Origin of the sequence: Streptomyces sp. NPDC098781, assembly GCF_044759995.1 — a bacterium.
In the GTDB taxonomy this organism is placed as follows: Bacteria; Actinomycetota; Actinomycetes; order Streptomycetales; family Streptomycetaceae; genus Streptomyces.
In genome coordinates this window covers 829,666-852,163 of the sequence record NZ_JBIWAK010000003.1, presented here as the reverse complement: position 1 = coordinate 852,163, position 22,498 = coordinate 829,666, and the positions used below count along the sequence as shown (strand labels likewise).

Annotated in this window: 22 protein-coding genes and 1 pseudogene; 12 read left to right on the top strand and 11 right to left on the bottom strand. The window is 71.1% G+C overall.

Annotated features, from left to right (window positions below; translation table 11 throughout):
- Positions 1 to 251: 251 nt before the first annotated feature.
- The gene (locus ACIQWG_RS15655; protein ID WP_404095289.1) at positions 252 to 2,327 is read left to right on the top strand and encodes a SpoIIE family protein phosphatase; all 2,076 of its coding nucleotides are present in this window, start codon (positions 252 to 254) and stop codon (positions 2,325 to 2,327) included.
- 70 nt (positions 2,328 to 2,397) lie between these two features.
- On the top strand, positions 2,398 to 3,261 hold the full coding sequence (locus tag ACIQWG_RS15650; RefSeq protein WP_404095286.1) for an Fpg/Nei family DNA glycosylase: 864 nt from the start codon (positions 2,398 to 2,400) through the stop codon (positions 3,259 to 3,261).
- Positions 3,262 to 3,294: 33 nt separating this feature from the next.
- Here the strand turns inward: ACIQWG_RS15650 and ACIQWG_RS15645 are convergent, their stop codons facing one another.
- The 3 genes from ACIQWG_RS15645 to ACIQWG_RS15635 all read right to left on the bottom strand — a co-directional run bounded on the left by ACIQWG_RS15645 (position 3,295) and on the right by ACIQWG_RS15635 (position 5,307).
- Positions 3,295 to 3,948 (bottom strand): zf-HC2 domain-containing protein, encoded by a 654-nt coding sequence (locus tag ACIQWG_RS15645; RefSeq protein ID WP_404095284.1) that lies wholly within the window; start codon positions 3,946 to 3,948, stop codon positions 3,295 to 3,297.
- Positions 3,949 to 4,099: 151 nt separating this feature from the next.
- Positions 4,100 to 4,615, bottom strand: a complete 516-nt coding sequence (locus tag ACIQWG_RS15640) for a hypothetical protein (protein WP_404095282.1) — start codon at positions 4,613 to 4,615, stop codon at positions 4,100 to 4,102.
- A 146-nt stretch (positions 4,616 to 4,761) separates the two neighbouring features.
- Positions 4,762 to 5,307 (bottom strand): sigma-70 family RNA polymerase sigma factor, encoded by a 546-nt coding sequence (locus tag ACIQWG_RS15635; RefSeq protein ID WP_404095280.1) that lies wholly within the window; start codon positions 5,305 to 5,307, stop codon positions 4,762 to 4,764.
- A gap of 213 nt (positions 5,308 to 5,520) precedes the next feature.
- On the opposite strand from ACIQWG_RS15635, the gene ACIQWG_RS15630 reads away from it, so the two are divergent.
- A complete protein-coding gene (locus ACIQWG_RS15630) occupies positions 5,521 to 6,666 on the top strand; it encodes a CapA family protein (RefSeq protein WP_404095277.1) in 1,146 nt (381 codons plus the stop codon).
- 39 nt (positions 6,667 to 6,705) lie between these two features.
- On the opposite strand, the gene ACIQWG_RS15625 is transcribed toward ACIQWG_RS15630, so the two are convergent.
- Positions 6,706 to 7,188 (bottom strand): MarR family winged helix-turn-helix transcriptional regulator, encoded by a 483-nt coding sequence (locus tag ACIQWG_RS15625; protein ID WP_404095275.1) that lies wholly within the window; start codon positions 7,186 to 7,188, stop codon positions 6,706 to 6,708.
- A gap of 57 nt (positions 7,189 to 7,245) precedes the next feature.
- On the opposite strand from ACIQWG_RS15625, the gene ACIQWG_RS15620 reads away from it, so the two are divergent.
- Positions 7,246 to 8,070, top strand: a complete 825-nt coding sequence (locus ACIQWG_RS15620; RefSeq protein WP_404095273.1) for an alpha/beta fold hydrolase — start codon at positions 7,246 to 7,248, stop codon at positions 8,068 to 8,070.
- A gap of 12 nt (positions 8,071 to 8,082) precedes the next feature.
- On the opposite strand, the gene ACIQWG_RS15615 is transcribed toward ACIQWG_RS15620, so the two are convergent.
- Both ACIQWG_RS15615 and ACIQWG_RS15610 read right to left on the bottom strand, forming a co-directional pair.
- Complete coding sequence (locus ACIQWG_RS15615; protein WP_404095271.1) at positions 8,083 to 8,532, bottom strand: pyridoxamine 5'-phosphate oxidase family protein; 450 nt, start codon at positions 8,530 to 8,532, stop codon at positions 8,083 to 8,085.
- Between the two features lie 33 nt (positions 8,533 to 8,565).
- A complete protein-coding gene (locus ACIQWG_RS15610; RefSeq protein WP_404095269.1) occupies positions 8,566 to 9,027 on the bottom strand; it encodes a universal stress protein in 462 nt (153 codons plus the stop codon).
- Positions 9,028 to 9,114: 87 nt separating this feature from the next.
- On the opposite strand from ACIQWG_RS15610, the gene lysX reads away from it, so the two are divergent.
- Together lysX and ACIQWG_RS15600 are read left to right on the top strand one after the other, a co-directional pair.
- Entirely contained in the window at positions 9,115 to 12,393 is a 3,279-nt protein-coding gene (gene lysX, locus ACIQWG_RS15605) for a bifunctional lysylphosphatidylglycerol synthetase/lysine--tRNA ligase LysX (RefSeq protein ID WP_404095267.1), read from the top strand.
- Positions 12,394 to 12,477: 84 nt separating this feature from the next.
- Positions 12,478 to 13,335, top strand: a complete 858-nt coding sequence (locus tag ACIQWG_RS15600) for a polysaccharide deacetylase family protein (RefSeq protein ID WP_404095266.1) — start codon at positions 12,478 to 12,480, stop codon at positions 13,333 to 13,335.
- Positions 13,336 to 13,361: 26 nt separating this feature from the next.
- Here ACIQWG_RS15600 and ACIQWG_RS15595 read toward each other — a convergent pair whose 3' ends face one another.
- On the bottom strand, positions 13,362 to 14,027 hold the full coding sequence (locus tag ACIQWG_RS15595; RefSeq protein ID WP_404095263.1) for a class F sortase: 666 nt from the start codon (positions 14,025 to 14,027) through the stop codon (positions 13,362 to 13,364).
- 333 nt (positions 14,028 to 14,360) lie between these two features.
- On the opposite strand from ACIQWG_RS15595, the gene ACIQWG_RS15590 reads away from it, so the two are divergent.
- Complete coding sequence (locus tag ACIQWG_RS15590; protein WP_404095260.1) at positions 14,361 to 14,858, top strand: hypothetical protein; 498 nt, start codon at positions 14,361 to 14,363, stop codon at positions 14,856 to 14,858.
- Positions 14,859 to 14,966: 108 nt separating this feature from the next.
- On the opposite strand, the gene ACIQWG_RS15585 is transcribed toward ACIQWG_RS15590, so the two are convergent.
- The 4 genes from ACIQWG_RS15585 to ACIQWG_RS15570 all read right to left on the bottom strand — a co-directional run bounded on the left by ACIQWG_RS15585 (position 14,967) and on the right by ACIQWG_RS15570 (position 16,868).
- Positions 14,967 to 15,470 (bottom strand): hypothetical protein, encoded by a 504-nt coding sequence (locus ACIQWG_RS15585; protein ID WP_404095258.1) that lies wholly within the window; start codon positions 15,468 to 15,470, stop codon positions 14,967 to 14,969.
- 221 nt (positions 15,471 to 15,691) lie between these two features.
- Positions 15,692 to 16,456, bottom strand: coding sequence for a hypothetical protein (locus ACIQWG_RS15580; protein WP_404095256.1), 765 nt, complete (start codon positions 16,454 to 16,456; stop codon positions 15,692 to 15,694).
- Between the two features lie 15 nt (positions 16,457 to 16,471).
- Positions 16,472 to 16,603, bottom strand: a complete 132-nt coding sequence (locus ACIQWG_RS15575) for a hypothetical protein (protein WP_404095254.1) — start codon at positions 16,601 to 16,603, stop codon at positions 16,472 to 16,474.
- Positions 16,604 to 16,718: 115 nt separating this feature from the next.
- Positions 16,719 to 16,868 carry a hypothetical protein gene (locus tag ACIQWG_RS15570; RefSeq protein WP_404095251.1) on the bottom strand — a complete coding sequence of 50 codons (150 nt, stop codon included), beginning with the start codon at positions 16,866 to 16,868 and terminating at the stop codon, positions 16,719 to 16,721.
- A 543-nt stretch (positions 16,869 to 17,411) separates the two neighbouring features.
- Here ACIQWG_RS15570 and ACIQWG_RS15565 point away from each other — a divergent pair.
- The 5 genes and pseudogenes from ACIQWG_RS15565 (at position 17,412) to ACIQWG_RS15545 (ending at position 22,495) form a co-directional block, all read left to right on the top strand.
- Positions 17,412 to 18,386 carry an SCO0930 family lipoprotein gene (locus ACIQWG_RS15565; protein ID WP_404095248.1) on the top strand — a complete coding sequence of 325 codons (975 nt, stop codon included), beginning with the start codon at positions 17,412 to 17,414 and terminating at the stop codon, positions 18,384 to 18,386.
- 371 nt (positions 18,387 to 18,757) lie between these two features.
- On the top strand, positions 18,758 to 19,570 hold the full coding sequence (locus tag ACIQWG_RS15560) for an SAM-dependent methyltransferase (RefSeq protein ID WP_404095245.1): 813 nt from the start codon (positions 18,758 to 18,760) through the stop codon (positions 19,568 to 19,570).
- The gene (locus tag ACIQWG_RS15555; RefSeq protein ID WP_404095243.1) at positions 19,567 to 21,702 is read left to right on the top strand and encodes a putative bifunctional diguanylate cyclase/phosphodiesterase; all 2,136 of its coding nucleotides are present in this window, start codon (positions 19,567 to 19,569) and stop codon (positions 21,700 to 21,702) included. The genes ACIQWG_RS15560 and ACIQWG_RS15555 overlap by 4 nt, the downstream gene beginning before the upstream one ends.
- Before the next feature lie 32 nt (positions 21,703 to 21,734).
- A pseudogene (locus ACIQWG_RS15550) lies at positions 21,735 to 21,920 on the top strand (LysR family transcriptional regulator); the annotation flags it as partial.
- A gap of 29 nt (positions 21,921 to 21,949) precedes the next feature.
- Positions 21,950 to 22,495, top strand: coding sequence for an SDR family oxidoreductase (locus ACIQWG_RS15545; protein ID WP_404095240.1), 546 nt, complete (start codon positions 21,950 to 21,952; stop codon positions 22,493 to 22,495).
- Positions 22,496 to 22,498: the final 3 nt, after the last annotated feature.

The following is a 22,498-nucleotide window of genomic DNA, read 5'->3' as shown; positions in this document are numbered from 1 at the left end:
TGTCGTCCCCCTCGACCCAGGTGACTCTCCGTATACCACTTCCACGCTTCCGTAACCCAAGGGAGTGAAGCAGACGAGCAGCGGCCGTTCCACGGCCGGTCACCCGAACGCAGCAGGACCGCGTGCCCGCGACGAACGACATGCGGGCCGGCCCCCGACCCCCGAGACCCCGGGACACGCACCGGACGGCGAGCGACGACCGGCACGTCGCCCCAGTCGAAGAATCCGGCAAATCCTGGCAAGGTGGCCCCATGGTTGATCGGGGAGCGAGCGCCCCGTCACTCCCGGACGACTGGCCCGCCCACCCGGACCCGATCCTGGCGCTCAACCGCATGGGCACCTTCGACTGGGACCTGGACACCGGTGCGTTCCACATGGACGCCCAGGCCCACGAGGTGTTCGACCTGCGCCCCGAGGAATACGACGGCAATCCCATGACCCTGGCGATCCGGGTGCCGCCGGTGGAGGGCTACCGGCTGGACGGCGTCGTCTCCCAGGCCATGAAGGACGGCAGTGAGAACTACGGGGCCTACTTCCGCATCCGCTGCCGCGACGGCACCATGCGCTGGACCCACACCCAGGGCTACATCCGCCGCGACGAGACCGGCCGGCCCCGCCGCATCGTCGGTGTCGTCCGCGACGCCACCGAAGAACTCGCCGAGAGCGAGGAACGGCGTCAGCAGGCGGCCGACGACGAGGCCCGGCGGCGCCAGACCAGCGTCGTCCAGCTCACCACGGCCGCCCTCGCCCACGCCCGCACCATCCAGGACGTCATCGACATCCTCAAGGACACCCACGGCCTCACCCACCTCGGCGCCAAGAGCCTGGTGATGGGCCTGGTCGAGGCAGGGCGCATCCGACTGGTCGCCGAAGGCCCCTCCGGCAGCTTCGTGCCCGGCACGCTGGTCACCCGGATCGACGAGCAGTACCCGATGAGCGAGGTCGTACGGACCCTCAGCCCGCGCTTCATCGAGTCACCGGAGGAGTTCGCGGAGCGCTACCCGATCCTGTGGCCGCACATCACCGACCTGCACATCACGTCCGCCGCCTACATGCCGCTGATCGCCCAGGCCAAGCCCATCGGCGCCATCGGATTGCTCTACAGCGACCGGCGCGGCTTCTCCACCGAGGACCGCAACGTGCTTGTCGCCCTCGGGAGCAGCATCGCGCAGAGCCTCCAGCGGGCCATGCTCTACGAGCAGGAGAAGGACCTCGCCACCGGCCTCCAGCAGGCCATGCTGCCCCGCACCATCCCCAGCGTGCCCGGCGCCGACGTCGCCGTCCGCTACCGTTCCGCCTCCCTCGGCCGGGACATCGGCGGCGACTGGTACGACCTGATCCCGCTGCCGGGCGGCCGGGTCGGCGCCGTGATCGGCGACGTCCAGGGCCATGACACACACGCCGCCGCCGTGATGGGCCAGTTGCGCATCGTCCTGCGGGCCTACGCCGCCGAGGGGCACACCCCCGCCACGGTGATGGCCCGCGCCTCCGTGTTCCTGCACGAACTGGACACCGACCGCTTCGCCACCTGCCTGTACGCGGAGGCCGACCTGTCCACCGGTGTCGTACAGGTCGTACGGGCCGGCCACATCGACCCGCTGATCCGGGAGCCGGGCGGCGCCTGCCGACGCGTCTCGGTCGAGGGCGGGCTGCCGCTCGGACTGTCGGCGGAGTTCGGGCAGCTCGAATACCCGGTCGGCACGATCGAGCTGGACTCCGACCACACCCTCCTGCTGTGCACCGACGGCCTGGTCGAACAGCCCGGCACCGACCTGGACGACGGCATGCAGACCCTCACCGCCCTGATCGCCGGCGGCCCCGAGGACGTACGGGACCTCGCGGACCGCCTGATCGACGTGGCCGAGGCACGCGGCGGCGACGACGACGTGGCCCTGCTCCTGCTGCGCCGCCGCGTACTGGACGCCCCGCAGGCCGGCGGCCGGCTCCAGCAGCACGTCGCCCCCGGCGACCCCGAGGCCCTCACCGCGGCCCGGCACATGATCCGTGCCGCCGTACGGGCCTGGGGCGCGGCCGACCGGGCCGACGAGATCGAACTGGTCGCGGACGAGCTGATCACCAACGCCCTGATGCACACCGAGGGCTCCGCCGTCGTGACCCTGCGGGTCCTGGCCGGTCCCGAACGCCGGCTGCGCGTCGAGGTCGAGGACTCCTCCAGCGCGCTGCCGCGCCGCCGGGAGGCGGGGGAGTCGGGTGTCTCCGGGCGTGGGCTGCTCCTGGTCGACCTGCTCACGGACGTGTGGGGCGTGGAGGCGCGGGGCGGCGGCAAGGCGGTCTGGAGCGAGTTCATCGTGCAGGAGCGACCCTGACCGGCCCGCGCGATGCGCCGCGTACCCGAACCCACCCGGCACTGTCGGTGCCGGATGGCACTCTGGACGTATGCCGGAACTCCCCGAGGTCGAAGCGCTCAAGGACTTCCTGACCGACAACCTGGTCGGCCACGAGATCGTCCGAGTGCTGCCCGTGGCGATCAGCGTCCTGAAGACGTACGACCCGCCGGTCACCGCTCTGGAGGGCCACGAGGTCACCGCCGTGCACCGGTACGGCAAGTTCCTGGACCTCGAAACCGCCGACGGCCCCCGTCTGGTGACCCATCTGGCCCGCGCGGGATGGCTGCACTGGAAGGACCAGCTCCCGAGCGGTATGCCCCGTCCGGGCAAGGGCCCGCTCGCGCTGCGGGTGGCCCTGGAGACCGGCGCGGGCTTCGACCTGACGGAGGCGGGCACGCAGAAGCGACTCGCGGTGTACGTCGTCGACGACCCGCAGCAGGTACCGGGCGTGGCCCGGCTCGGCCCCGACCCGCTCGCCGACGGCTTCGACGAGGCGCGGTTCGCGGCCCTGCTGAAGGACGAGCGCCGCCAGATCAAGGGCGCCCTGCGCGACCAGAGCCTGATCGCCGGGGTGGGCAACGCATATAGCGACGAGATCCTGCACGCGGCGAAGATGTCGCCGTTCAAGCTCGCCGCGTCACTGACCCCCGAGGAGACCGCGCGGCTGTACGAGGCGCTGCGCACCACCCTCACGGAGGCGGTCGAGCGCTCCCGCGGGGTCGCGGCCGGCCGTCTGAAGTCCGAGAAGAAGAGCGGCCTGCGGGTCCACGGCCGCACCGGCGAGCCCTGCCCGGTCTGCGGCGACACCGTCCGCGAGGTCTCCTTCAGCGACTCCTCGCTCCAGTACTGCCCCACCTGCCAGACCGGCGGCAAGCCGCTGGCGGACCGGAGGATGTCGAGGCTGCTGAAGTAGCCCGGAACCTGCTGCGCCGGTGAGCGGAACGGTTCAGCTCGGTTCCAGCGTGACCAGGTTCTGCCCGTCCGCGGTCCGCACCTCGTAGCGCACGATCTCGTCGGCGTGCATGGCGGACGCGCCCGTCATGGTGTTCTCGCGGGCGTCGTGATGGGCCGCGGACCAACTGGTCACGGTCTCCTCCGAGCCGTCCCGGCCGATGGCGATCAGATGGCAGGGCCGGGGGCCCGCGCCGTCCTTCACCTTCAGCTCCACCTGACTGCCGTACGCCTCGTTCTCGGTCGTGACCTGCGCCCACACCCCGGACCGCTCGTCGGTCGCCTGGACGACCTGTACGGTCCGGCTGTCACCGCTCGCCATCATCGCGAGGGAGGGCGCGGCCAGCGCGATGACCACCGAGGCGGCCACGGCGTAGAGGGAGCGCCGGCGCCGGGCGCGCCGGCGGACGGCCACCGCTTCGAGCAGCCGGTTCAGCATCTGCGGTCCCGGCTGGGCCATGGGGTGGACGAACTGGGGCGTGGACCGCCGGTACAGCATCAACTGGCGGGTGATGGGCCCGAACTCGGTCACGTGTGCCGCACAGCGGGGGCACTCCATGAGGTGGTCCTCGAAGCGGAACGCCTCCGCCTCGTTCAGCACGCCGAGCGCGTACGCGGCGACGTCGCGATGCCTCTCCAGGGACCTCATGCCGAATCCTCGTGCCGTTGGGTGTGGGGTGTGTTACTCCTTGCGCCCACTGGTACGCACCAGGAAGTCGAATCACTCAAGGCCTATACAGAATCGCAACCAAGGGATTCGTAGCGGTCGGCACCGAGGATTGGTCCCAGGGGAAAAGAACTTAAAAAAGATGGATGGCGAGGTGTCCGAGCGGCAGTCCGAGCTGCCACGCCGGTGTCCACACCTTGGGTCCCTCGTCCTCACCGACCGGTACGCCGCCGCCCGGCACCGCGTTCAGATCGGGCGCGAGCAGCTCGGTCTCCTGGAGCCAGCGCCAGGCGGCCTCGGCCAGTTCCAGATCGGGCGCCGGCCCGCCGGACTCGACCGCCTCGGCCGCGAGGGCTGCCATGCGTTCGCGCACCCACTCCTGCCAGGGCTGGTCGTAGGCCGTCAGCGACAGCCAGGTCTCCAGCTGGGTCACGACCCGGATGCCGGAGAGCTCGCCGTCGGTGTCGGACAGGAAGATGGTCAGCGCCAGGGCGTCGCGCCCGGCGCGGAACTCGAAGGACGTCGGCGGCATCAGATCGCCGGTGCGCAGCAGCTCGTCGGCGATGTACTCGGCGTACATCCACGCCATGGGGACGGTGAGTTCACCGCCACCGGTGCCGTCCGTGCTCTCCTGACCTCTGTGCAGCATCCCTTCCTGCCTTCCTCCGGTGAGTGCGTCGCCCTACCCCGGGGCCGCGGGCCCTTGCCCGATCCGGAACACGGATGAGGACAGCCGATTACTCAACCGGGGTGTTCAGCAAGGCGCTTTACGGAGGTTTGACTAAGCCTTCGGTTTCACCGCAGGTCGGCCGCGTATCCGGGAAGCACCCGACGCAGGGCCCGCAGCGCGTAGTACGCGCGGGACTTCACCGTACCGGGCGGAATACCGAGGGCTTCCGCGGCCTCCGCCACACTCGCCCCTTGGAAGTACACGAGCACCAGGACTTCACGGTGCTCCGGAGTGAGTGTCTTCACAGCCTCGCGGACGTCGAGCATCTCGGCGGCCCGCTCGGCGTGGTCGGAGATCACCCGCGCGTTCTCCAGGATCGCGTCCCCGACCTCCGGCGGCCGTGCCTGGCGGGCCCGCCGCGCGTCGATGGCGAGTCGCCGTCCGACGGTCATGAGCCAGGGCCGCACCGAGTCGAAGTCGTCGGCGCGCAGAGCCTCGGGATGCTGCCAGGCGCGCACCAGGGTCTCCTGCACGAGGTCCTCGGCGCGCTGCCGGTCGCCGTCGCAGAGCCGGAGCAGGAGCGCGAAGAGGGGCCGGCCGTGCTCGCGCTGCAATGCGGCGAGCTCGTGCTCGGCGGTCGTCCCGTTCGTGAGGGTGGTTCCGGCCGTCATGGCCGTATGGCATCGCAGGCGGCGGCCGCGGGACAGGGCACGCACACGCATCTGCGGCGGACGGTCGATCGCGTCGGCGAACGGTTCGGTGAACGGTTCCTTCCGCAAGCCGGGGCGGGCCGGACGGGCTAACGGAAGCGACCGGATTGTTTGCGGGAGTGCGCTATTTCGTACCTATTTTGGTGCGTATATACGACCACAAGGGGTGAGCTGATGATCGCACGCAGTCGGCTCGTGGCCATCGCTGTCACGGCCGTCCTCGCCGCAGGAGCCGCCTGCCAGGCCCACAACCGCGAGGCCTCGGGACGCCCGGCTCCCTCCGCCGGCACCCGCGGCTTCACCCTCGTCGCCTCCGGCGACGTCGTCCCGCACACCCCGATCATCGACCGCGCGCGCTTCGACGCGGGCGGCAGGGGATACGACTTCCGCCCGATGTTCGCCGGCGTCGAATCCGTGGTCACCCGGGCCGACCTGGCGCTGTGTCATATGGAGACCGTCTACGGGGAGAACGGCCAGTACACCGGCTACCCCCTGTTCAAGTCCCCGCCGGAGATCGCGAAGGCCCTCGCCGTCACCGGCTACGACGGCTGCTCCACCGCCTCCAACCACAGCCTCGACGACGGCGCCGCCGGCATCCTGCGCACCCTGAACGCCCTCGACCGGGTGAAGGTGCGGCACGCGGGCGCCGCACGCAGCGAGGGTGAGGCGCGCACGGTGACCGTCCTGCGCGCGGGCCGGGCCAAGGTGGCGCACCTCGCGTACACCTACGGTGTGAACGGCTTCCCGCTCCCGCCGGGGCAGCCCTGGGCGGTCAACCTGATCGACCGGGAGAAGATCCTCGCGGAGGCGCGGGCCGCCCGTAAGGCGGGCGCCGACGTGGTCGTCGTGTCGCTGCACTGGGGTACCGAGTGGCAGGACGCGCCCGACGACGAACAGGTCACGCTGGCCCGCGAGCTCACCGCCGCCCGCTCCGACGAGCGTCCCGACATCGACCTGATCCTCGGCACCCACGCCCATGTCCCGCAGGCGTACGAGAAGGTCAACGGGACCTGGGTGGTGTACGGCATGGGCGACCAGGTGGCCGGCGCGATGTACAACCAGCAGGGCGTGCAGGACCCGCGTGGCAACCAGTCCACCCTCGCCCGCTTCACCTTCTCCCCGCCGGACGAGGCCGGTGGCCGCTGGGAGGTGTCGAAGGCCGAGTTCGTCCCGCAGCTCTTCGACATCGACGCGGGGCGGGTGCTCAACCTCAACCGGTCCATCGCCCAGGGCGCCGAACTGCGGGGAGTGCGGGACCGGATCCGGGAGGTGGTGCTGAGCCGGGGCGCGGGGGAGGACGGGTTGGAGATGGGGCAGTAGGCCGCAGGCGGAGCGGCGGCTCGGCGGCCGGGCCGTGGGTCAGTCGACGTCCACGTGGTCGAAGGTCTTCAGCATCTGCTTCAGCACCCGTACGCAGGCCTGGAGCTCGGCCTCGGTCAGCTCCCCGCCGACCTGCCGGTTCAGCGCGTGCTCGCGCTCCAGGATCGTGGTGATGACGGCCTCGCCCTCCGCGGTGATCCGGATCAGCGAGGAGCGCTGGTGCGCGGGGTTGGCGGTGGCCTCGACCCAGCCCCTGCTCGTGGCGTCGTTGACCATGCGCTGCACGAACTGCCGGGTCAGCGCCATGAGCCGGCCCATCTGAGGCACCGTCATGGGCCCGTACCTGCGCAGCAGCACCAGGACCGAGCGCACGCCGACGGACACCCCCTCGACCTCCTCGCCCTGCTCCAGCTTGCGCAGGCCGCGTCGGTAGAGAGCGCCGATCAGGTCGAACACCTCGCTGACCCGGTGGCCGAGTTCGTCGGGGGAGAGGGGCTTGTCGGAGTCGTCGGAGTGGTCCACCCGGCCATCATGACACCTCGGTTGCCAAATCTCATCGAAGATGACACCTTAGTTGTCATGACGACAGCGACGACTGCTTCGGATCTGCGCTTCTTCGCCTCCGCCGACGGCGACCTCGCCTACCACGACTCCGGCGCCGGGGACCTCGTGGTCCTTCTCCACTCCGGATTCGTCGACCACCGGATCTGGCACGCCCAGATACCCGCCCTCGCCGCCGGCCACCGCGTGGTCGCCCTGGACGTACGCGGCCACGGCTCCTCCGCCAACGCGAGCAAGCCGTTCCGCTGGGCCGACGACACCGCCGCCCTGCTGCGCCACCTCGACGCGGGACCCGCGGTCCTCGTCGGCCTGTCCATGGGCGGGCTCATCGCCACCAACACCGTGCTGGAGCACCCGGATCTCGTCCGCGCCGTCGTCACCTGCGGTGCGGCGACCGGGGAGTTCCAGTACACGGATGCCTGGAACCGCGAGCTCCAGGCCGAGTTGGCCCGCGCTCTGGAGGCGGCGGACATCGACGCCTGGCTCGACGCCTTCGTGCGGGTCCTGCCCGGTCCGGGGCGCACCGCCGCCGATGTCGACCAGGACAGCCTGCGTCTGATCCGGGACCTGGCCCGCGGCACGCTCGCCAAGCACACGCCGGGCGAGAAGGACTGGTTCGTGCCCGTGACCGACACCTTCGCCCGCGCGGCGGACATCACCGTCCCGCTGCTCACCCTCAACGGCGGCCTGGAACCCGCCGACATGCTGGCCGCGGCCGAACGCCTCGCCGACACCGTCCACGACGGCCGCGTCGAGGTCATCGACGGCGTCGGCCACTACCCGAACCTGGAGAGGCCGGAGGACTTCAACAAGATCGTGCTCGACTTCCTGCGGACCCTGTGACGGCCCGTCGCCTCAGCGCGCGACCACGTAACTCAGGTCCCGCGCGCTGAGCGACACGGGCGCGAGGCACAGCCACACCGTGCCGCGCTCCGCCGGATCGTCGTGGAGATACCGCAGGAACCGCGGGTCCCAGCGGTCCTCGTCGGCCCCCAGATAGCGCGTGAGCTTGCGCCGGCCGCGCGGGACGTCGAACGGCACCAGCGCGGCCCGGCCCCGTGCGATCACCTGGCGCACCAGACCCGTCGCCGGTTCGCACTCGTCGACCACGAGGGCCACCGAGGGATCGTCCCGGACCCGCCGAAACAGCCCCGCCCACGGCCCGGTCAGCACCCAGAAGGCCCCGTCCTCCCAGAGGTACCAGACCGGACGCACGGTGGGCCCGTCGGTCGCGATGCGCGCGGTCAGGGGCCGCTGGAGGAAGGCGTCGACGTCGAAGTCGAAGTCGAAGTCGGGAGAAGTCATCCCCCAGATCTACGCCACTTCCTCAGCGCGCCACTAGGGCACCACGGTCACCGGCCAGCGCCCCGCCTTGACCAGCCGGATCGCCACGGAACCGACGATGCGGTGGCCGGCCTGCTCGGAGGCGCCCACCACCACGGCGTCCGCCTTGAGGTCGTCCGCTGCCTTCACCAGGCCGTTGTAGGGGTCGCCCTGGAAGGTGTGGAACTCCCAGCGGACGTCGAATATCCCCTTGAGCCGCTCGGTCGCCTCCCGGATCTGGGCGATCAGCTCCTCGGCGATCTCACTGGTCGTCTCCGCGACCGGCGCCCCGAGCGCCGCGCCCGCCGACATCACCGGCTGCACGTAGACGACGGCGAGCAGGGCGTTCTGCCGCCGGGCGAGGCCACCCGCGTAGGCGGCGGCGCGCATCGAGGAGTCCGAGCCGTCCACGCCGACCACGATGACCTTGGGTCCGTCCGTGCCGCGCTCGAACCGGTGCGAGTGCTGTTCCGTCACGGCAGGAGGCTATCGGAACCCCCAGGTCCGTCTGCCGGCCGGGACGCTCGACGGGCGAGGAGGCCGGGGGCTTCCTACAGTCGGAACATGAGTGCCACCGTGGAGGTCGCCCCCGACAAGCGCGCCACGGGCCCGACACGGCCGCCCGGCAAGAGGCTGCTGAGCAGGGTGCCCGAGGGCTTCGCGACCTTCTTCGGCGCCCTCGGACTGTTCTGCGTCCTGCTGGCCTTCATCCCGCCGCTGCGGACCGCACTGCGCCCGGTGGTGAACGCCCTCGACCAGATCATCGTGCCCGTCAGCGCCAACCTCGCCTACGCCGTCTTCCTCTTCCTGCTCGCCGCCGCGACGGCCGCCCGCAAGAAGATCGCCTGGTGGCTGGTCGTCGTCTATCTGGGCCTGCTCGTCCTGAGCGACATCCTCGGCACGGTGGTCGGCGACTACTCCGACTCCGTCCCCTCCCTGATCGTCTGCGGCCTCGCCCTCGCCCTGCTGATCGTGGCCCGCGGGGAGTTCTACGCCGCCTCCCGCAGAGCCGCCGTACGCAGAGCCCTCGGCGTCCTAGTCGTCGGGCTCGTCATCGGCATCCTCATCGGCTGGGGGCTGGTCGAGCTGTTCCCCGGCACCCTGCCGCAGAGCCAGCGGCTGGCGTGGGCCGCCGACCGGGTCTGCGGCGGCCTCGTCTCCGGCGCCACCTACGACGGACGGCCGCCGCGGCCGCTGCAATTCGTGCTGGGTCTCTTCGGCGCGCTCGCCCTCCTCAACGCCGCCGCGACGCTGTTCCGCTCGCAGCGCATGGAGGCCGCCCTGCACGACGACGAGGAGGCCCGCATCCGCGCCCTCATCAAGACGTACGGCGCCCAGGACTCCCTCGGCTACTTCGCCACCCGGCGCGACAAGGCCGTCGTCTTCTCACCCAGCGGAAAGGCCGCCGTCACCTACCGCGTCGAGGCCGGCGTGTGCCTCGCCAGCGGGGACCCCGTCGGCGACCGGGAGGCATGGCCGCGCGCCATCGCCGCCTGGCTGGACCTGGCCCGCCGCTACGCCTGGGTGCCCGCCGCCATGGGCGCCTCCGAGGACGGGGCCACCGCCTACGCGCGTGCCGGGCTCGGCGCGCTCCAGCTCGGCGACGAGGCGGTCCTGCGGGTACAGGACTTCGACCTCGACGGCCGCGACATGCGGGTGACCCGGCAGGCCGTCCACCGCGTCCGCCGCACCGGCGCGCACTGCCGTATCCGCCGCCACTCCACCCTCAGCGAGGCCGAGATGGAGGAGGTGATCCGCAAGGCCGACGCCTGGCGCGACACCGAGACCGAGCGCGGCTTCTCGATGGCCCTGGACCGCCTCGGCGACCCGGCCGACGGCGACTGTCTCCTCGTGGAGGCGCTCGGCGAGGGCGGCCAACTGCTGGCCCTGCTCTCCTTCGTGCCCTGGGGCAAGGAGGGCATCTCCCTCGACCTGATGCGCCGTGACCGCGGCGCCCCCAACGGCGTCATGGAGTTCATGGTCGCCGAAGTGTGCGCCGCCGCACCCAAGCTCGGCATCCGCAGGATCTCCCTGAACTTCGCCGTCTTCCGCTCGGTCTTCGAGGAGGGCGCCCGCATCGGCGCCGGACCCGTGCTGCGGCTGTGGCGGCGCCTGCTGCTGTTCTTCTCCAAGTGGTGGCAACTGGAGGCGCTCTACCGCTCCAACGCCAAGTACGACCCGCAGTGGTTCCCCCGCTTCATCTGCTACGGCGAGGCCGCCTCCCTCGCCCGGATCGGCACGGCGTCCGCCATCGCCGAGGGATTCGTCTCCGTACCCTCCCTGCACAAGCTCCGCAGGAAGGGGCACCCGAGGAACGGACCGCGCCCCGCCACCACCGAGGGACTGCCCTCGCTGGCGGCGCTCGGCCTCGAAGGAGGGGACGAGGCCGGGGCGGCCGAGCCGGGTGCGGGCCTTCCCGAGCAGGTCCGCATCCGGCACCACACCCTCGACCGGCTGCGCGCCGACGGCGTCGACCCCTACCCCGTCGGCATCCCGGCCCGCACCCACGCCCTCGCCGACGTCCGCACGGGCGAGCAGGTCACCGTCGCCGGCCGGATCATGCTGGTGCGCGACTTCGGCGGCATCGTCTTCGCCGTGCTGCGCGACTGGTCCGGGGACCACCAACTCGCCCTCACCCGCAAGGACTCCGGCGCCGCCCTCGACCGCTTCACCGCCGACAGCGACATCGGCGACCTGATCAGCGCCACCGGCCTGGCGGGCGTCAGCGACAAGGGCGAGCCGACCGTGTTCGTCACCTCCTGGCAGCTCATCGGCAAGTGCCTGCGCCCGCTGCCCGACAAACGCCGCGGCCTCGCTGACCCCGAGGTCAAGGTCCGCATGCGCTACCTCGACCTGGTCTCCAGCCCCGCCGCCCGCGAAACGGTCCGCGCCCGCTCGGTCGCCGTCCAGGAACTGCGCCAGGGCCTGCTCCAGCGCGGCTACCTGGAGGTCGAGACACCGGTGCTGCAACAGATCCACGGCGGCGCCAACGCCCGGCCCTTCACCACCCACATCAACGCCTACGACCTCGACCTCTATCTGCGGATCGCGCCCGAGCTGTATCTCAAGCGGCTGTGCGTCGGCGGCATGGAGAAGGTCTTCGAGATGGGCCGCACCTTCCGCAACGAGGGTGTCGACTACAAGCACAATCCCGAGTTCACCATCCTGGAGGCCTACCAGGCGTACGCCGACTACGAGGTGATGCTCGACCTGGTGCGCGAGCTGATCCAGGGCTGCGCGACCGCCGCCTACGGCCGTCCGGTCGCCCACCAGGACGGCAAGGAGTACGACATCTCCGGGCAGTGGCCGGTCAAGACGGTGTACGGCGCCATCTCCGAGGTCCTGGGGGAGGAGATCGACCCCGACACCGAACTGCTCCGGCTGCACCGGCACTGCGACCGCGTCGGCGTGCCCTACGTCGCCGACGACGGCCACGGTGACGTCGTCCTGGAGATGTACGAGCGGCTCGTCGAGGAGAAGACCCAGCTGCCCACCTTCTACAAGGACTTCCCGACCGACGTCTCCCCGCTCACCCGCCAGCACCGCAAGGACCCCCGGCTCGCCGAACGCTGGGACCTCGTCGCGTTCGGCACCGAACTGGGCACCGCCTACTCCGAGCTGACCGACCCCGTCGAACAGCGCCGCCGCCTCACCGCCCAGTCCCTGCTGGCCGCGGGCGGCGACCCCGAGGCCATGGAACTCGACGAGGACTTCCTCGACGCGCTCGAATACGCCATGCCACCCACCGGCGGCCTCGGCATCGGCGTCGACCGCCTGGTCATGTTCCTCACCGGCTTGACGATCCGCGAGACACTGCCGTTCCCACTGGTGCGTCGCCGCTGAGAGGGTCGGCCGGGAGGGTGTTTTCGTACCGCCGTACCGGTGTCGCACTGGTGCGTCGGTCTCTCGACGGGCGACTCATGAGTCATGACGAAGGTTCAGTTGCCCCCGCGTCTGCTCACCCGGCGCCGCGCGCTGCTCGCGGGTGTCGCCGCCGTCGGAGCCGCCGGCACCGCCGGTCTGGTCTCCACGTGCGCGGGCGACGCGCCGATCCGGGGAGCCGTCACCCCGGCGCCTGCCGCCGGCGCCCAGGCGCGCCCGCTGCTGAAGCCCTCCGCCTACCGCCTCCGGCCCCTGACGGGCTTCGGCCCGCCAGAGGTCGCGCCCCGCCGCACCCTCGTACGGCGCGCACCCCTGCTACGGGTGTCCGGACGCGGCCGCACCATGGTGCTCACCTTCGACGACGGTCCCGACGCCCGCTACACCCCGCACATCCTGGACACCCTGCGCGAGTACGACGTCCGCGCGATGTTCTTCGTGTGCGGCGAGATGGTCGCCGAGAACAAGGACCTCGTGGCCAGGATGGCGGAGGAGGGCCACGTCGTCGGCAACCACACCTGGTCGCACCCGCTGCTCACCGGGCTCAGCAGGGCCCGGATCCGCAAGGAGATGGAGCGCACCAGCGACATCATCGAGGAGAGCTACGGCGAGCGCCCCGCCTGGTTCCGCGCGCCCTACGGAGCCTGGAACCGCGCCGCCTTCCAGATCGGCGCCGAACTGGGCATGGACCCGCTGGCCTGGACCGTCGACACCCTCGACTGGACCACCCCCGGCACCGGCACCATCGTCGACAGGGTCGAGGACGGCGCCGCCCCCGGTGTCGTGGTGCTCTCGCACGACGCCGGGGGCGACCGCACCCAGAGCGTCCACGCCCTGCGGGCCTATCTGCCGCAGTTGCTGGACTCCGGATACCACCTCACCGTCCCGGAACGGCACTACGCGTGACGCCTTTCGCCGCCCGGGAGGAACGCTCAGCGGACCTCGACCAGGCTGGCGAAAGCGACGACGTTCCCGTCATAACCGGTCTGCTCGGAGAAACCGCCGCCGCAGGTGATGACCCGCAGTTCGGCGGTGCCCTTGGACGCGTAGACCCGGTCGCCGGGGAAATTGTCCTTCTGGAACACCTCGATGCCGTACACCTCGAATACGGCCGTCTTTCCGTCCTTGCGGACGATCTCGACGCGGTTTCCCTTCGCGAGGGAGCCGAGACCGTAGAACACGGCGGGCCCCTGCAAGTTGTCGACATGGCCGACGACCACCGACGTGCCCTTCTCACCGGGTGAGACGGAGCCGGTGAACCAGCCCGCCAGATTGGGGTCCTCCGGAGGCGGCGCGCCGACCCAGCCGTCCATGTCCAGACCGACCGGGATCGCCGGCGCGTCGACCTGGATCGCGGGGATCCTGACCCGGTCCGGCAGGGCGAACGGCAGCGGCCGCGCGGCCTGGGTGAGGACGCCGCTGGGCAGCCGGTGGTCCGCGGCGGCCGCCGAGGCGGGCTGCGGCGGACCCTCGTCGAACTCGCCGGAGCCATTGCGAACCAGCGCGAGACCGGTCAGCAGGACCAGCGCCAGGACGCCCCAGGGAGCACGCTTCCTCCGCCGCTCCTCCTCTTCTTCGGCCAGTTCGAAACCGGACATTCGACTTCCCCTCTCGACGCGGCCGTCGCCACGTCATTCGCGCATACGAAAACGCTAAGTCGCCTGCGCGAAACCGGCGCGGGGGGCAGAGACGAACGGGTGGCACCAACTCCTTGGGTGCGCCATCCGAGTTGCCACCGGCCGGAAAATTCTGACGGTGTGTGACCTGCGGCAATTCCCCTTACGGGCAGTTCCTTCGGCGTGTCCTCTCACCAGGACGGACCATCGCCGAAATGCGGCCTCGGGCACGGCATCTGAGGGTCTTTCTGGGAGGCGCTTTCTCGCCGATCGATTCCGGGGACGGTTCCCGGGGCGTCTTCCGCGGAGGATCCCATGCGCACCACACGAACCCTGGCGGCCGCCGCCACCGCGGTCGCCGCCCTCGGTCTGGCCGCCCCGGTGGCCGCGGCGCGCGACGGCATGCCCGTCGGGCCGAGCAACATCGTCGCCCTGCCCAGCGTCATCGCCCGGGGCGGGCAGCTGACCATCACCGTCGACGGCTGCCCGCGCGGCGGCACCGCGACCTCGGACGCGTTCCGGCCCACGACGCTGACGCCGGTCGGCGGCAGCACGGCCAAGGGCACCGCGACGATCGACAGGAACGCGCGGCCCGGCTCGCACAGCATCACGGTCCACTGCACGGGCTCCAGCAGGCCCCTGACGCACCCGAACGCCTTCTCCGTCATCGGCGGCGTCCGCGGCGGCCTCGGTGGCAGCAGCTCCACGGGGGCCACCCCGACCGACATGGCCATCGGAGGCGGGCTCATCGCCGTGGCGCTCGTCGGCGGCGGCGTGTTCTGGATGCGGCGGCGGGCGGAGCGTCGGATCTGACCGCCGCCCGTTGCCGACGGGAGGCAGGTCACAGGTGTACAGGCCTTCGCCCCGGCCCCCGCGTGGGGATCCGGGGCGAAGGCCTTGTCTTCGTAGGCAGGGGGTGTGTCAGGCGCCGTCCTCGTCGGTGGCCCGCCGGGAGAGGTGGTACGCCGTCCCGAGCGCGGCCGTGATGAGCGCGGCCCCCAGCCCGATCTCCTTGAGGTCCAGCCCGGCGAGGGTGCCGCCCGCACCCGCCCGTACGCCGTGGCGCGGGTGGTCGGGCCGGTCCGGCCGGCCGCCGGCGATGGTGAGGTCGACGCTCTGCCAGAAGGTGCCGCAGTAGAACGACACCTCGTACACGGCACCCGGCTCGACGTGCCGGTCGACCGTGGCCCAGGTCGTCGTCCGTCCCCGGGGGATGGTGACCGTGTCGAAGACTCCCGACGCGACGGTCACACTCTGCTCGCAGCCCGTCGCCCGCAGCCGGACCTGTCGGCCGGGCTCGACGGTGGTGGGCCGGACCGTGGCCCAGAAACCGGAGTTGTCGCCGTGCGCCTGGGCGGCGGGGGCGGTCATGGCGAGGGCGGTCACGCCCAGCAGTGCGGCAGAAGCGACACGTATCGCGCTCATGGTGTGTCCTCCGGGTTCCCGAGGAGCATGCGCGGACCTTTTCCGCTTGCGCCGGAACGCGCCCCGGTGATCGAAAGGCTAGGAAGGGGCGTTCGCCCGCGCGATCGGTGTCGTACGAATGGGGCAAGCGGGTGGGCCGCCCGGGGGACGGCGGCGGCGCGGCGGGTTCCCGTGGAAGAGGTTCGCCACCGGCCCCCGCCATGCCCCCGGCTGAGGGAGTGTCAGCCCCCGACGCCCGGGAAGAGCGCGAAGAACGGTTCCGCCGACGCCGTCACACCCCGGCTGTAGGGATCGTCGAAGTCCCAGATGAGGAAGAGCAGGAAGGCGATCAGCGCGGAGAACAGCCCGGCGAGGATCAGCTCACGGGCCGTACGCCGGATCTGGAGGGCGAACACCATCCCGATGGTGACGACACCGCCGGCCAGGAGTCCGAACCACACCACGCCCGGCATGGTGTCGCCCGTCGAGTTCGCACGGGCGTTGCGCGCCTGGTCGGCCGCGGTCACCTGGTCGAGGAGCGGTTGGTAGGCCTGTGCCTCGAAGTCCGACCTCGGTTCGTAGTCGGTGACGTCCTCCCGGACCCGCTGGAGGAGCTCGGTGCCGCGTTCGGTGACGTCACCGTGCTCGGTCATGTGCTTCCACTCCTTGGTGACGACGTGTCCGACATAGGCGTTGACATCGTCCCGAATGCGGTCGCGGACGTCGGCGGGATAGACCCGGACCCGCTCCGAGACCTCGTGCAGCGCCACCGCCTCCGCCTGGACATGGTCCTGGGCGGCGCTGCGCGCCTCCCAGACTCCGGCGATGGCCAGACCTAGCACGATGGCGTAGACCACGCCGATCCACATCGTCATGTACTCGATGACGTCCGGGGTCTCACTGGGATCCTCGTCCTCGGGGGCCGTGCGGTGCCGTACGAGGGTGATGACGACCACCACGGCACAGGCGGCCAGCATCGCGAGGGTGAGAACAAGCCATTCCGGCAAGAGGGACCTCCAGGGTCAGCGCGGACGCAGCGCGGCGACGGCGGCGATGGCGGGCACCGCGATCAGCAGGACGAAGGTGAGGGGCGACTGGGCGCCGCCGTGCGCGGCACGTTTGTGCGGGGCGGAGTGGTACGGCGGATAGCGCACCGGGGTCGGGGACGGACTCGGGGTGGGCCTGACCGACGGCTTCGGCGGGGGCGCGGGGGCCGGAGGCGGTGTGGGGACCGGCCGTGGGCGGGGCGGCGCGGGCTGCGGAGCCGGCTTAGCCGGGGGCGGTGGCGGCGGAGGTGGCGGCTTCGGTTTCGGTGTGGGCGTGGGTTTCGGCGGGGGTGTGGGGGTGGGTTTCGGTGGGGGCGTCGGCTTCGGTGGGGGCGTCGGGGTCGGCGTAGGAGTCGGCGTCGGTGTCGGGCACTGCGGGGGAGTCGGCCAGGTGAAGGTGCCGGCCACCGCGACCGCCTGCGCGCCGCCGCTGCCGGCGACCGCCACCGCCTGCGCCCCGTCCGGCCCGGTGCCGGCGTAGGCGCAGGACGTGGCCACGGCCGCGCCGGACGGTGCCGACACCAGAAGCCAGGTCAGCGTGACCACCGTCAACACCCTTGCCGTGAGGGTGGATTGGGTCGGTTCGAGTGCATGCACGACGAAGATCTTGAGGCCAACACGGGTCACGGCGTGCCGGAGAACGGGTGGAATGCCCCGAACGGGCGACGTTCGGCCCTCGAAAGGTTTGGTCAGGGGGTGTCGGCGTGACCGCCAGGGCGCACTGGCGTGCGACAGGAGACGGGCGGAGTCGCCGCGGTGACGCACTCGTTCACAGCCGTGACGCCGGTGCCGTCACAGGTTCCGGAAAGAAAATTGTGCCGCGGTTGAACACCAGGGTGGCTCCTGTGCGTACCTCTGGTCGTGCGGCGGCGCAGCAGGGCGCTGCAACACCCTTGTGATGATCGGGGAGTTGACAATGAAGACCTCGTGGCGGAGCGCCTCGCTCGTGGTGAGCGCCGTGGCAGTGGCGGCGCTGACGACGGCATGCGGCTCGGAAACCGCCCCGCCGGCGAGCAGCCAGAACGTGGGTGCCACAGCGGCGGCCGGTGATTACGGAAGCGGCACGGGCCTCGGGTCCGGTTACGACGCGGGCGCGGCGGGCAACGAGAGCGCCGCCACGCAGGCCTCCTCGGCCGGCGAACTGACGGTGGCCACCAACGCGGAACTCGGCGAGGTGCTGACCGACAGCGCCGGGATGACCCTCTACCGCTTCGACAAGGACGTAGCCGAGCCGCCCAAGTCGAACTGCGACGGCGACTGCGCGACCAAGTGGCCGCCGGTCCCGGCCGACGATGCCACGGCCGGTGTCGGTATCGACAAGAACAACCTCGGCTCGGTCACCCGAACCGACGGCACCAAGCAGCTGACGATCGACGGCTGGCCGGCCTACCGCTACGCCAAGGACACCAAGGCGGGCGATGTCAACGGCCAGGGTGTGGGCGGCACTTGGTACGCGCTCGACCCCAACGGCAAGAAGGCGCAGGGCGGGGCCGACGCGGCCGATCTGCCCGGTCTGTCCACCCGCCAGGACTCCAAGCTCGGCGAGATCGTCATCGACAAGAACGGCCACACGGTCTACCGCTTCATGAAGGACTCGCCCTGGCCGATGAAGACGGCCTGCACCGGCGAGTGCCTGGAGAAGTGGCCGGTCATCGATCCGGTCGACGCCGAGGACACCGAGGGCATCGACCTGAAGGGTTCCGGCCCCCGGGGCCAGGGCTACGTGGTCTTCGACCGGCCCGACGGCATCAAGCAGCAGACCATCGACTGTGTGCCGATCTACACCTTCGCCGGTGACAAGAAGCCCGGCGACACCAATGGTCAGGGCGTCGGCGGCACCTGGTTCGCCATCCGTCCCGACGGCAAGCCGGTCGGCGCGCCGGAGCAGTGACAGATCACACCTCCCCAGGGTTGATCGCCTCACCCAGCCGAGCAGGACACGGAAGGGAGGGATGACGACAGCGAGAGTGCCGGACGAACGGCCGGCGCGCCGACTCACCGGTCCGCCCCCTGAGCTCCACGCGCAGGGGGCGGACCGGTTTGCCTGCGTTCATCGTGGTTCCTCACCCTCTTTCGCCACGATTCGGAACTCTGTGGAATGCTTCGGATACTTTTCGTAGAGGGTGCGAGGGGCGTCAATTCGGCACGTGCCACTGGCAGTGACCGGGAACGGATGGTCAATTTCCGTTTCCGCTCGCTCCTTTGGCGGGCGATCAGTAGCCTCAGCTCGAACACTGGATCGCCTACGCGTTGGAGAGATAGATGGAGCGTCCCGCCTGGGCCCCTCGGAGCATCGACATCTCGGTGCCCAGCGTCTCGCGGATCTATGACTACTACCTGGGCGGTTCGCACAACTTCGAGGTCGACCGGGAAGCGGCCCGCAAGGCCATGGACTTCATGCCGGGGCTTCCCAAGATCATGCAGGCGAACCGGGCGTTCATGCGCCGCGCCGTGCGCTTCGCCGTCGACCAGGGCATCACCCAGTTCGTCGACATCGGCTCCGGCATCCCGACGTTCGGCAACGTCCACGAGGTGGCCCAGGCCGCCAGCCCCGAAGCGCGCGTGGTGTACGTCGACCACGACCCGGTCGCCGTGGCGCACAGCCAGGCGGTCCTCGCGGGCAACGACGCCACGGACGTCGTCGCCGCGGACCTGCGCAAGCCCCAGGAGATCCTGACCAGTTCCGAGGTCGAGCGGCTGATCGACCTGAATCGGCCAGTGGCGCTGCTGCTCGTTGCCATACTGCACTTCGTGGAGGACGAGGACGAACCCTACGAGGCGGTGGCCCAGCTGCGCGACGCGCTCGCGCCGGGCAGCCTGCTGGTGCTCACGCATGCCTCGTACGAGGGAATCCCGCTGCCCGAGGAGCGGGCCCAGGGCACGGTCGACGTGTACAAGGACATTCGCAACCCGCTGATCATGCGCTCGCGCGAACAGATCGCGCGGTTCTTCGAGGGGTACGACATGGTGGAACCGGGACTGGTGCCGATGCCGCGCTGGCGGCCCGACACCGCACCGGAGGACGACGATCCGTGGGCCTTCTCCGGGTTCGGCGGCGTGGGACGTTCGGCGTGAGCGCGGGGCCGGACGGGCCGGAGGACAGACTGCGCCGGTTCGCGACGATCTGGAGCCGGGCGGTCTTCCCGGTGACCTCGACGTCGTCGACCCGTCCGGAGTTCGAGGAGCAACTGCTGCCGCTCGCCCGGCGGTTGAGCCAGGCGCTCAGGGCCAGGGCGTTCGACGCGGAGGACGGCCGGGCGGTCGGCGCCGCGCTCGTCACCGCGCACTGCACGGACCCCGAGGCGCTGAGCCGATCACTGGACTGCGTCGACGCCTACCTGGTGCTCTACTGCGGTGACGGCGGCGACCAGGAGGACCTGCGGGCGCGCTCGGCACGGCTCCAGCACGCCATGGCCGCCGGGTTCGCCCAGGCGCTGCGCGAACGGACGCTGGCCGAGCAGGAGTCGATCTCCGCGGCCGCCCTCAAGGCGCAGGGCGTGGTGGCCCAGGCGTTGCACGCCACCGAGGCCCGCTTCCGCGCGGTGTTCGAGGGGGCGGCCATAGGAATCGGCATCGCCGACCTGGAGGGCCACATACTGCAGGTCAACGGCGCCCTGTTGCGTATGTTCGGCGTCTCCGAACAGGCGATCCGCACCCGCAACGTCAAGGAGTGGACCCACCCCGAGGACGCGCCGCAGACCTGGAAGCTCTACGACGAACTCGTCCGCGGCGAGCGCGAGCACTACCACGTCGAAAAGGCCTTCTACCGCCCCGACGGCACGGTCCTGTGGACCAACCTCACGGTCTCCCTGCTGCGCGACGCCGACGGGGTCCCGCAGTACCAGCTGGCCCTGATGGAGGACACCACCGAGCGGCGGCTGCTCAATCTGCGGCTGCGCTACGAGGCCACCCACGACGCGCTCACCGGACTGCCGAACCGCACCTTCTTCTTCGAGCGCCTGGAGAAGGCACTGGGCGCCGGGGCAGGCCAGCGGTTCGGGCTGTGCTACCTCGACCTGGACGGCTTCAAGACCGTCAACGACAGCCTCGGCCACGCGGCCGGCGACCGGCTGCTCGTCGAGGTCGCGGACCGCCTCCAGTCCTGCGCCACCGCGCCCGGCGAGATGGTCGCGCGGCTCGGCGGCGACGAGTTCGTGGCGCTGACCACCGGCCCCGACACCGAGCGCGAGGTCGACGAGCTCGCCGCACGGATCATGAACGTACTGGTCGCCCCGATCAGCGTCGACGGCCGTGAGCTGACCGTGCGCGGCAGCATCGGCATCGTCGAGGGCCCGGCCGGGGAACGCAGCCCGGCGGAGGTGCTGCGCAGCGCCGACATCACCATGTACCGGGCCAAGTCGGCGGGCGGCAATCGCTTCGAGCTGGCCGACGAGGAGGCCGACGCCCGCGCCATCACCCGGCACGGGCTGACCACGGCGCTGCCGACGGCCCTGGACCGGGGCGAGTTCTTCATCGAGTACCAGCCGCTGGTCCACCTCGGCGACGGCAGTGTGCGCGGCGCCGAGGCCCTGGTGCGCTGGCTGCACCCGCAGCACGGCGTCCTCGGCCCGGACCGTTTCATCCCGCTCGCCGAGCACACCGGGCTCATCGTGCCGCTCGGCCGCTGGGTCCTGGAGCAGTCGGTGCGGCAGGCCCGCTCATGGCGAGAACGTCACGACGACGCCGGGCCCTTCCGCATCAACGTCAACCTCTCGCCGTGCCAGCTCACCCACCCCGGGCTGGTGCAGGACACCGTGGACATCCTGGAGCGCGCCGGCGTGGCACCCGACGCCCTCTGCCTGGAAGTCACCGAGTCGGCCCTCATCGGCGCCGACGACGACCTGCTCAAGCCGCTGCGCAGGCTCGCCGAGATGGGCGTCGACATCGCCCTGGACGACTTCGGCACCGGCTACTCCAACCTGGCCAACCTGCGCCGGCTGCCGGTGAGCATCCTCAAGCTGGACCGCTCCTTCACCCAGAGCATGCAGCAGTTCCCGGCCGACCCCGTCGACCTCAAGATCGTCGAGGGCATCGTCTCCCTGGCCCACAGCCTGAACCTCGCCGTCACGGTCGAGGGCGTGGAGACCGGCGCCCAGGCCGAGCAGCTGCGCATACTGGGCTGCGACACGGCCCAGGGCTGGTACTACGCCCGCCCGGGCCCGCCGGAGCGCCTGCACGAGCTGGCACTGGTGGACGCGACGGGCTGACCGGCGGACGAACGGCCGTATGGCGTGAAGCCATGCCTGACCGGCCGATCGATCTGGATCTGCGCAAGCTGCGGTACTTCGTCGCGGTGGCCGAGCGCCGGCACTTCGGGCAGGCGGCGCTCGCGCTGCATGTCACCCAGCCGGCGCTGTCCCGGCAGGTGCGGCAGCTGGAGCACGAGCTGCGGGTCGAGTTGTTCACCCGCAGCACGCGCGAGGTCGACGACGCGCTGGTGGTCGGCGCACCAACGTGCTGTCCACGCAGCGCGTCAACCGGGCGGTGCTGCCGGGGATGCGGGAGCGCCGCGACGGCCTGCTGCTCTGGGCGGGCTCCTCCAGCACCTACGGCGGCACCCCGCCCTACCTGGGCCCCCACTTCGCCGCGAAGGCCGCGATGGACCACCTGGCCAAGAGCTACGCGGTCGAACTGAGCCGCTTCGGCATCGACACGGCCCTCGTGGTCCCGGGCTCCTACACCTCGGGGACGAACCACTTCGCCCATGCGATGCAGCCGCTGGACACGGCCACGGCGCAGGCGTACGACACCCAGTACGCCGGTCTGATGGAGGACGTGGGCAAGGCGTCGGCCGCCCTGGCGCCGGCCGACGCCGACGTCCGGGAGGTCGCCGACGCCATCGTCCGTATCGTCGACACCCCGAACGGCGAGCGCCCCTTCCGCACCACGATCGACCCCGCCGACGAAGGTTCGGAGCGGGTCAGCGACGTCGCCGACGGCGTCCGCACCGAGTTCTACGAGCGCATCGGCATGACGGACCTCCTCGCCCCGCGCGGCTGACGC

Excerpts from the sequence above, each read along its gene's own strand:
- ACIQWG_RS15560 (WP_404095245.1), top strand. The coding sequence starts at position 18,758 with ATGGAGCGTCCCGCCTGGGCCCCTCGGAGCATCGACATCTCGGTGCCC.
- ACIQWG_RS15630 (WP_404095277.1), top strand. The coding sequence starts at position 5,521 with ATGATCGCACGCAGTCGGCTCGTGGCCATCGCTGTCACGGCCGTCCTC.
- ACIQWG_RS15615 (WP_404095271.1), bottom strand. The coding sequence starts at position 8,532 with ATGACTTCTCCCGACTTCGACTTCGACTTCGACGTCGACGCCTTCCTC.
- ACIQWG_RS15565 (WP_404095248.1), top strand. The coding sequence starts at position 17,412 with ATGAAGACCTCGTGGCGGAGCGCCTCGCTCGTGGTGAGCGCCGTGGCA.
- ACIQWG_RS15585 (WP_404095258.1), bottom strand. The coding sequence starts at position 15,470 with ATGAGCGCGATACGTGTCGCTTCTGCCGCACTGCTGGGCGTGACCGCC.
- ACIQWG_RS15655 (WP_404095289.1), top strand. The coding sequence starts at position 252 with ATGGTTGATCGGGGAGCGAGCGCCCCGTCACTCCCGGACGACTGGCCC.
- ACIQWG_RS15590 (WP_404095260.1), top strand. The coding sequence starts at position 14,361 with ATGCGCACCACACGAACCCTGGCGGCCGCCGCCACCGCGGTCGCCGCC.
- lysX (WP_404095267.1), top strand. The coding sequence starts at position 9,115 with ATGAGTGCCACCGTGGAGGTCGCCCCCGACAAGCGCGCCACGGGCCCG.
- ACIQWG_RS15600 (WP_404095266.1), top strand. The coding sequence starts at position 12,478 with ATGACGAAGGTTCAGTTGCCCCCGCGTCTGCTCACCCGGCGCCGCGCG.
- ACIQWG_RS15595 (WP_404095263.1), bottom strand. The coding sequence starts at position 14,027 with ATGTCCGGTTTCGAACTGGCCGAAGAAGAGGAGGAGCGGCGGAGGAAG.
- ACIQWG_RS15645 (WP_404095284.1), bottom strand. The coding sequence starts at position 3,948 with ATGAGGTCCCTGGAGAGGCATCGCGACGTCGCCGCGTACGCGCTCGGC.
- ACIQWG_RS15650 (WP_404095286.1), top strand. The coding sequence starts at position 2,398 with ATGCCGGAACTCCCCGAGGTCGAAGCGCTCAAGGACTTCCTGACCGAC.
- ACIQWG_RS15640 (WP_404095282.1), bottom strand. The coding sequence starts at position 4,615 with ATGCTGCACAGAGGTCAGGAGAGCACGGACGGCACCGGTGGCGGTGAA.
- ACIQWG_RS15635 (WP_404095280.1), bottom strand. The coding sequence starts at position 5,307 with ATGACGGCCGGAACCACCCTCACGAACGGGACGACCGCCGAGCACGAG.
- ACIQWG_RS15620 (WP_404095273.1), top strand. The coding sequence starts at position 7,246 with ATGACGACAGCGACGACTGCTTCGGATCTGCGCTTCTTCGCCTCCGCC.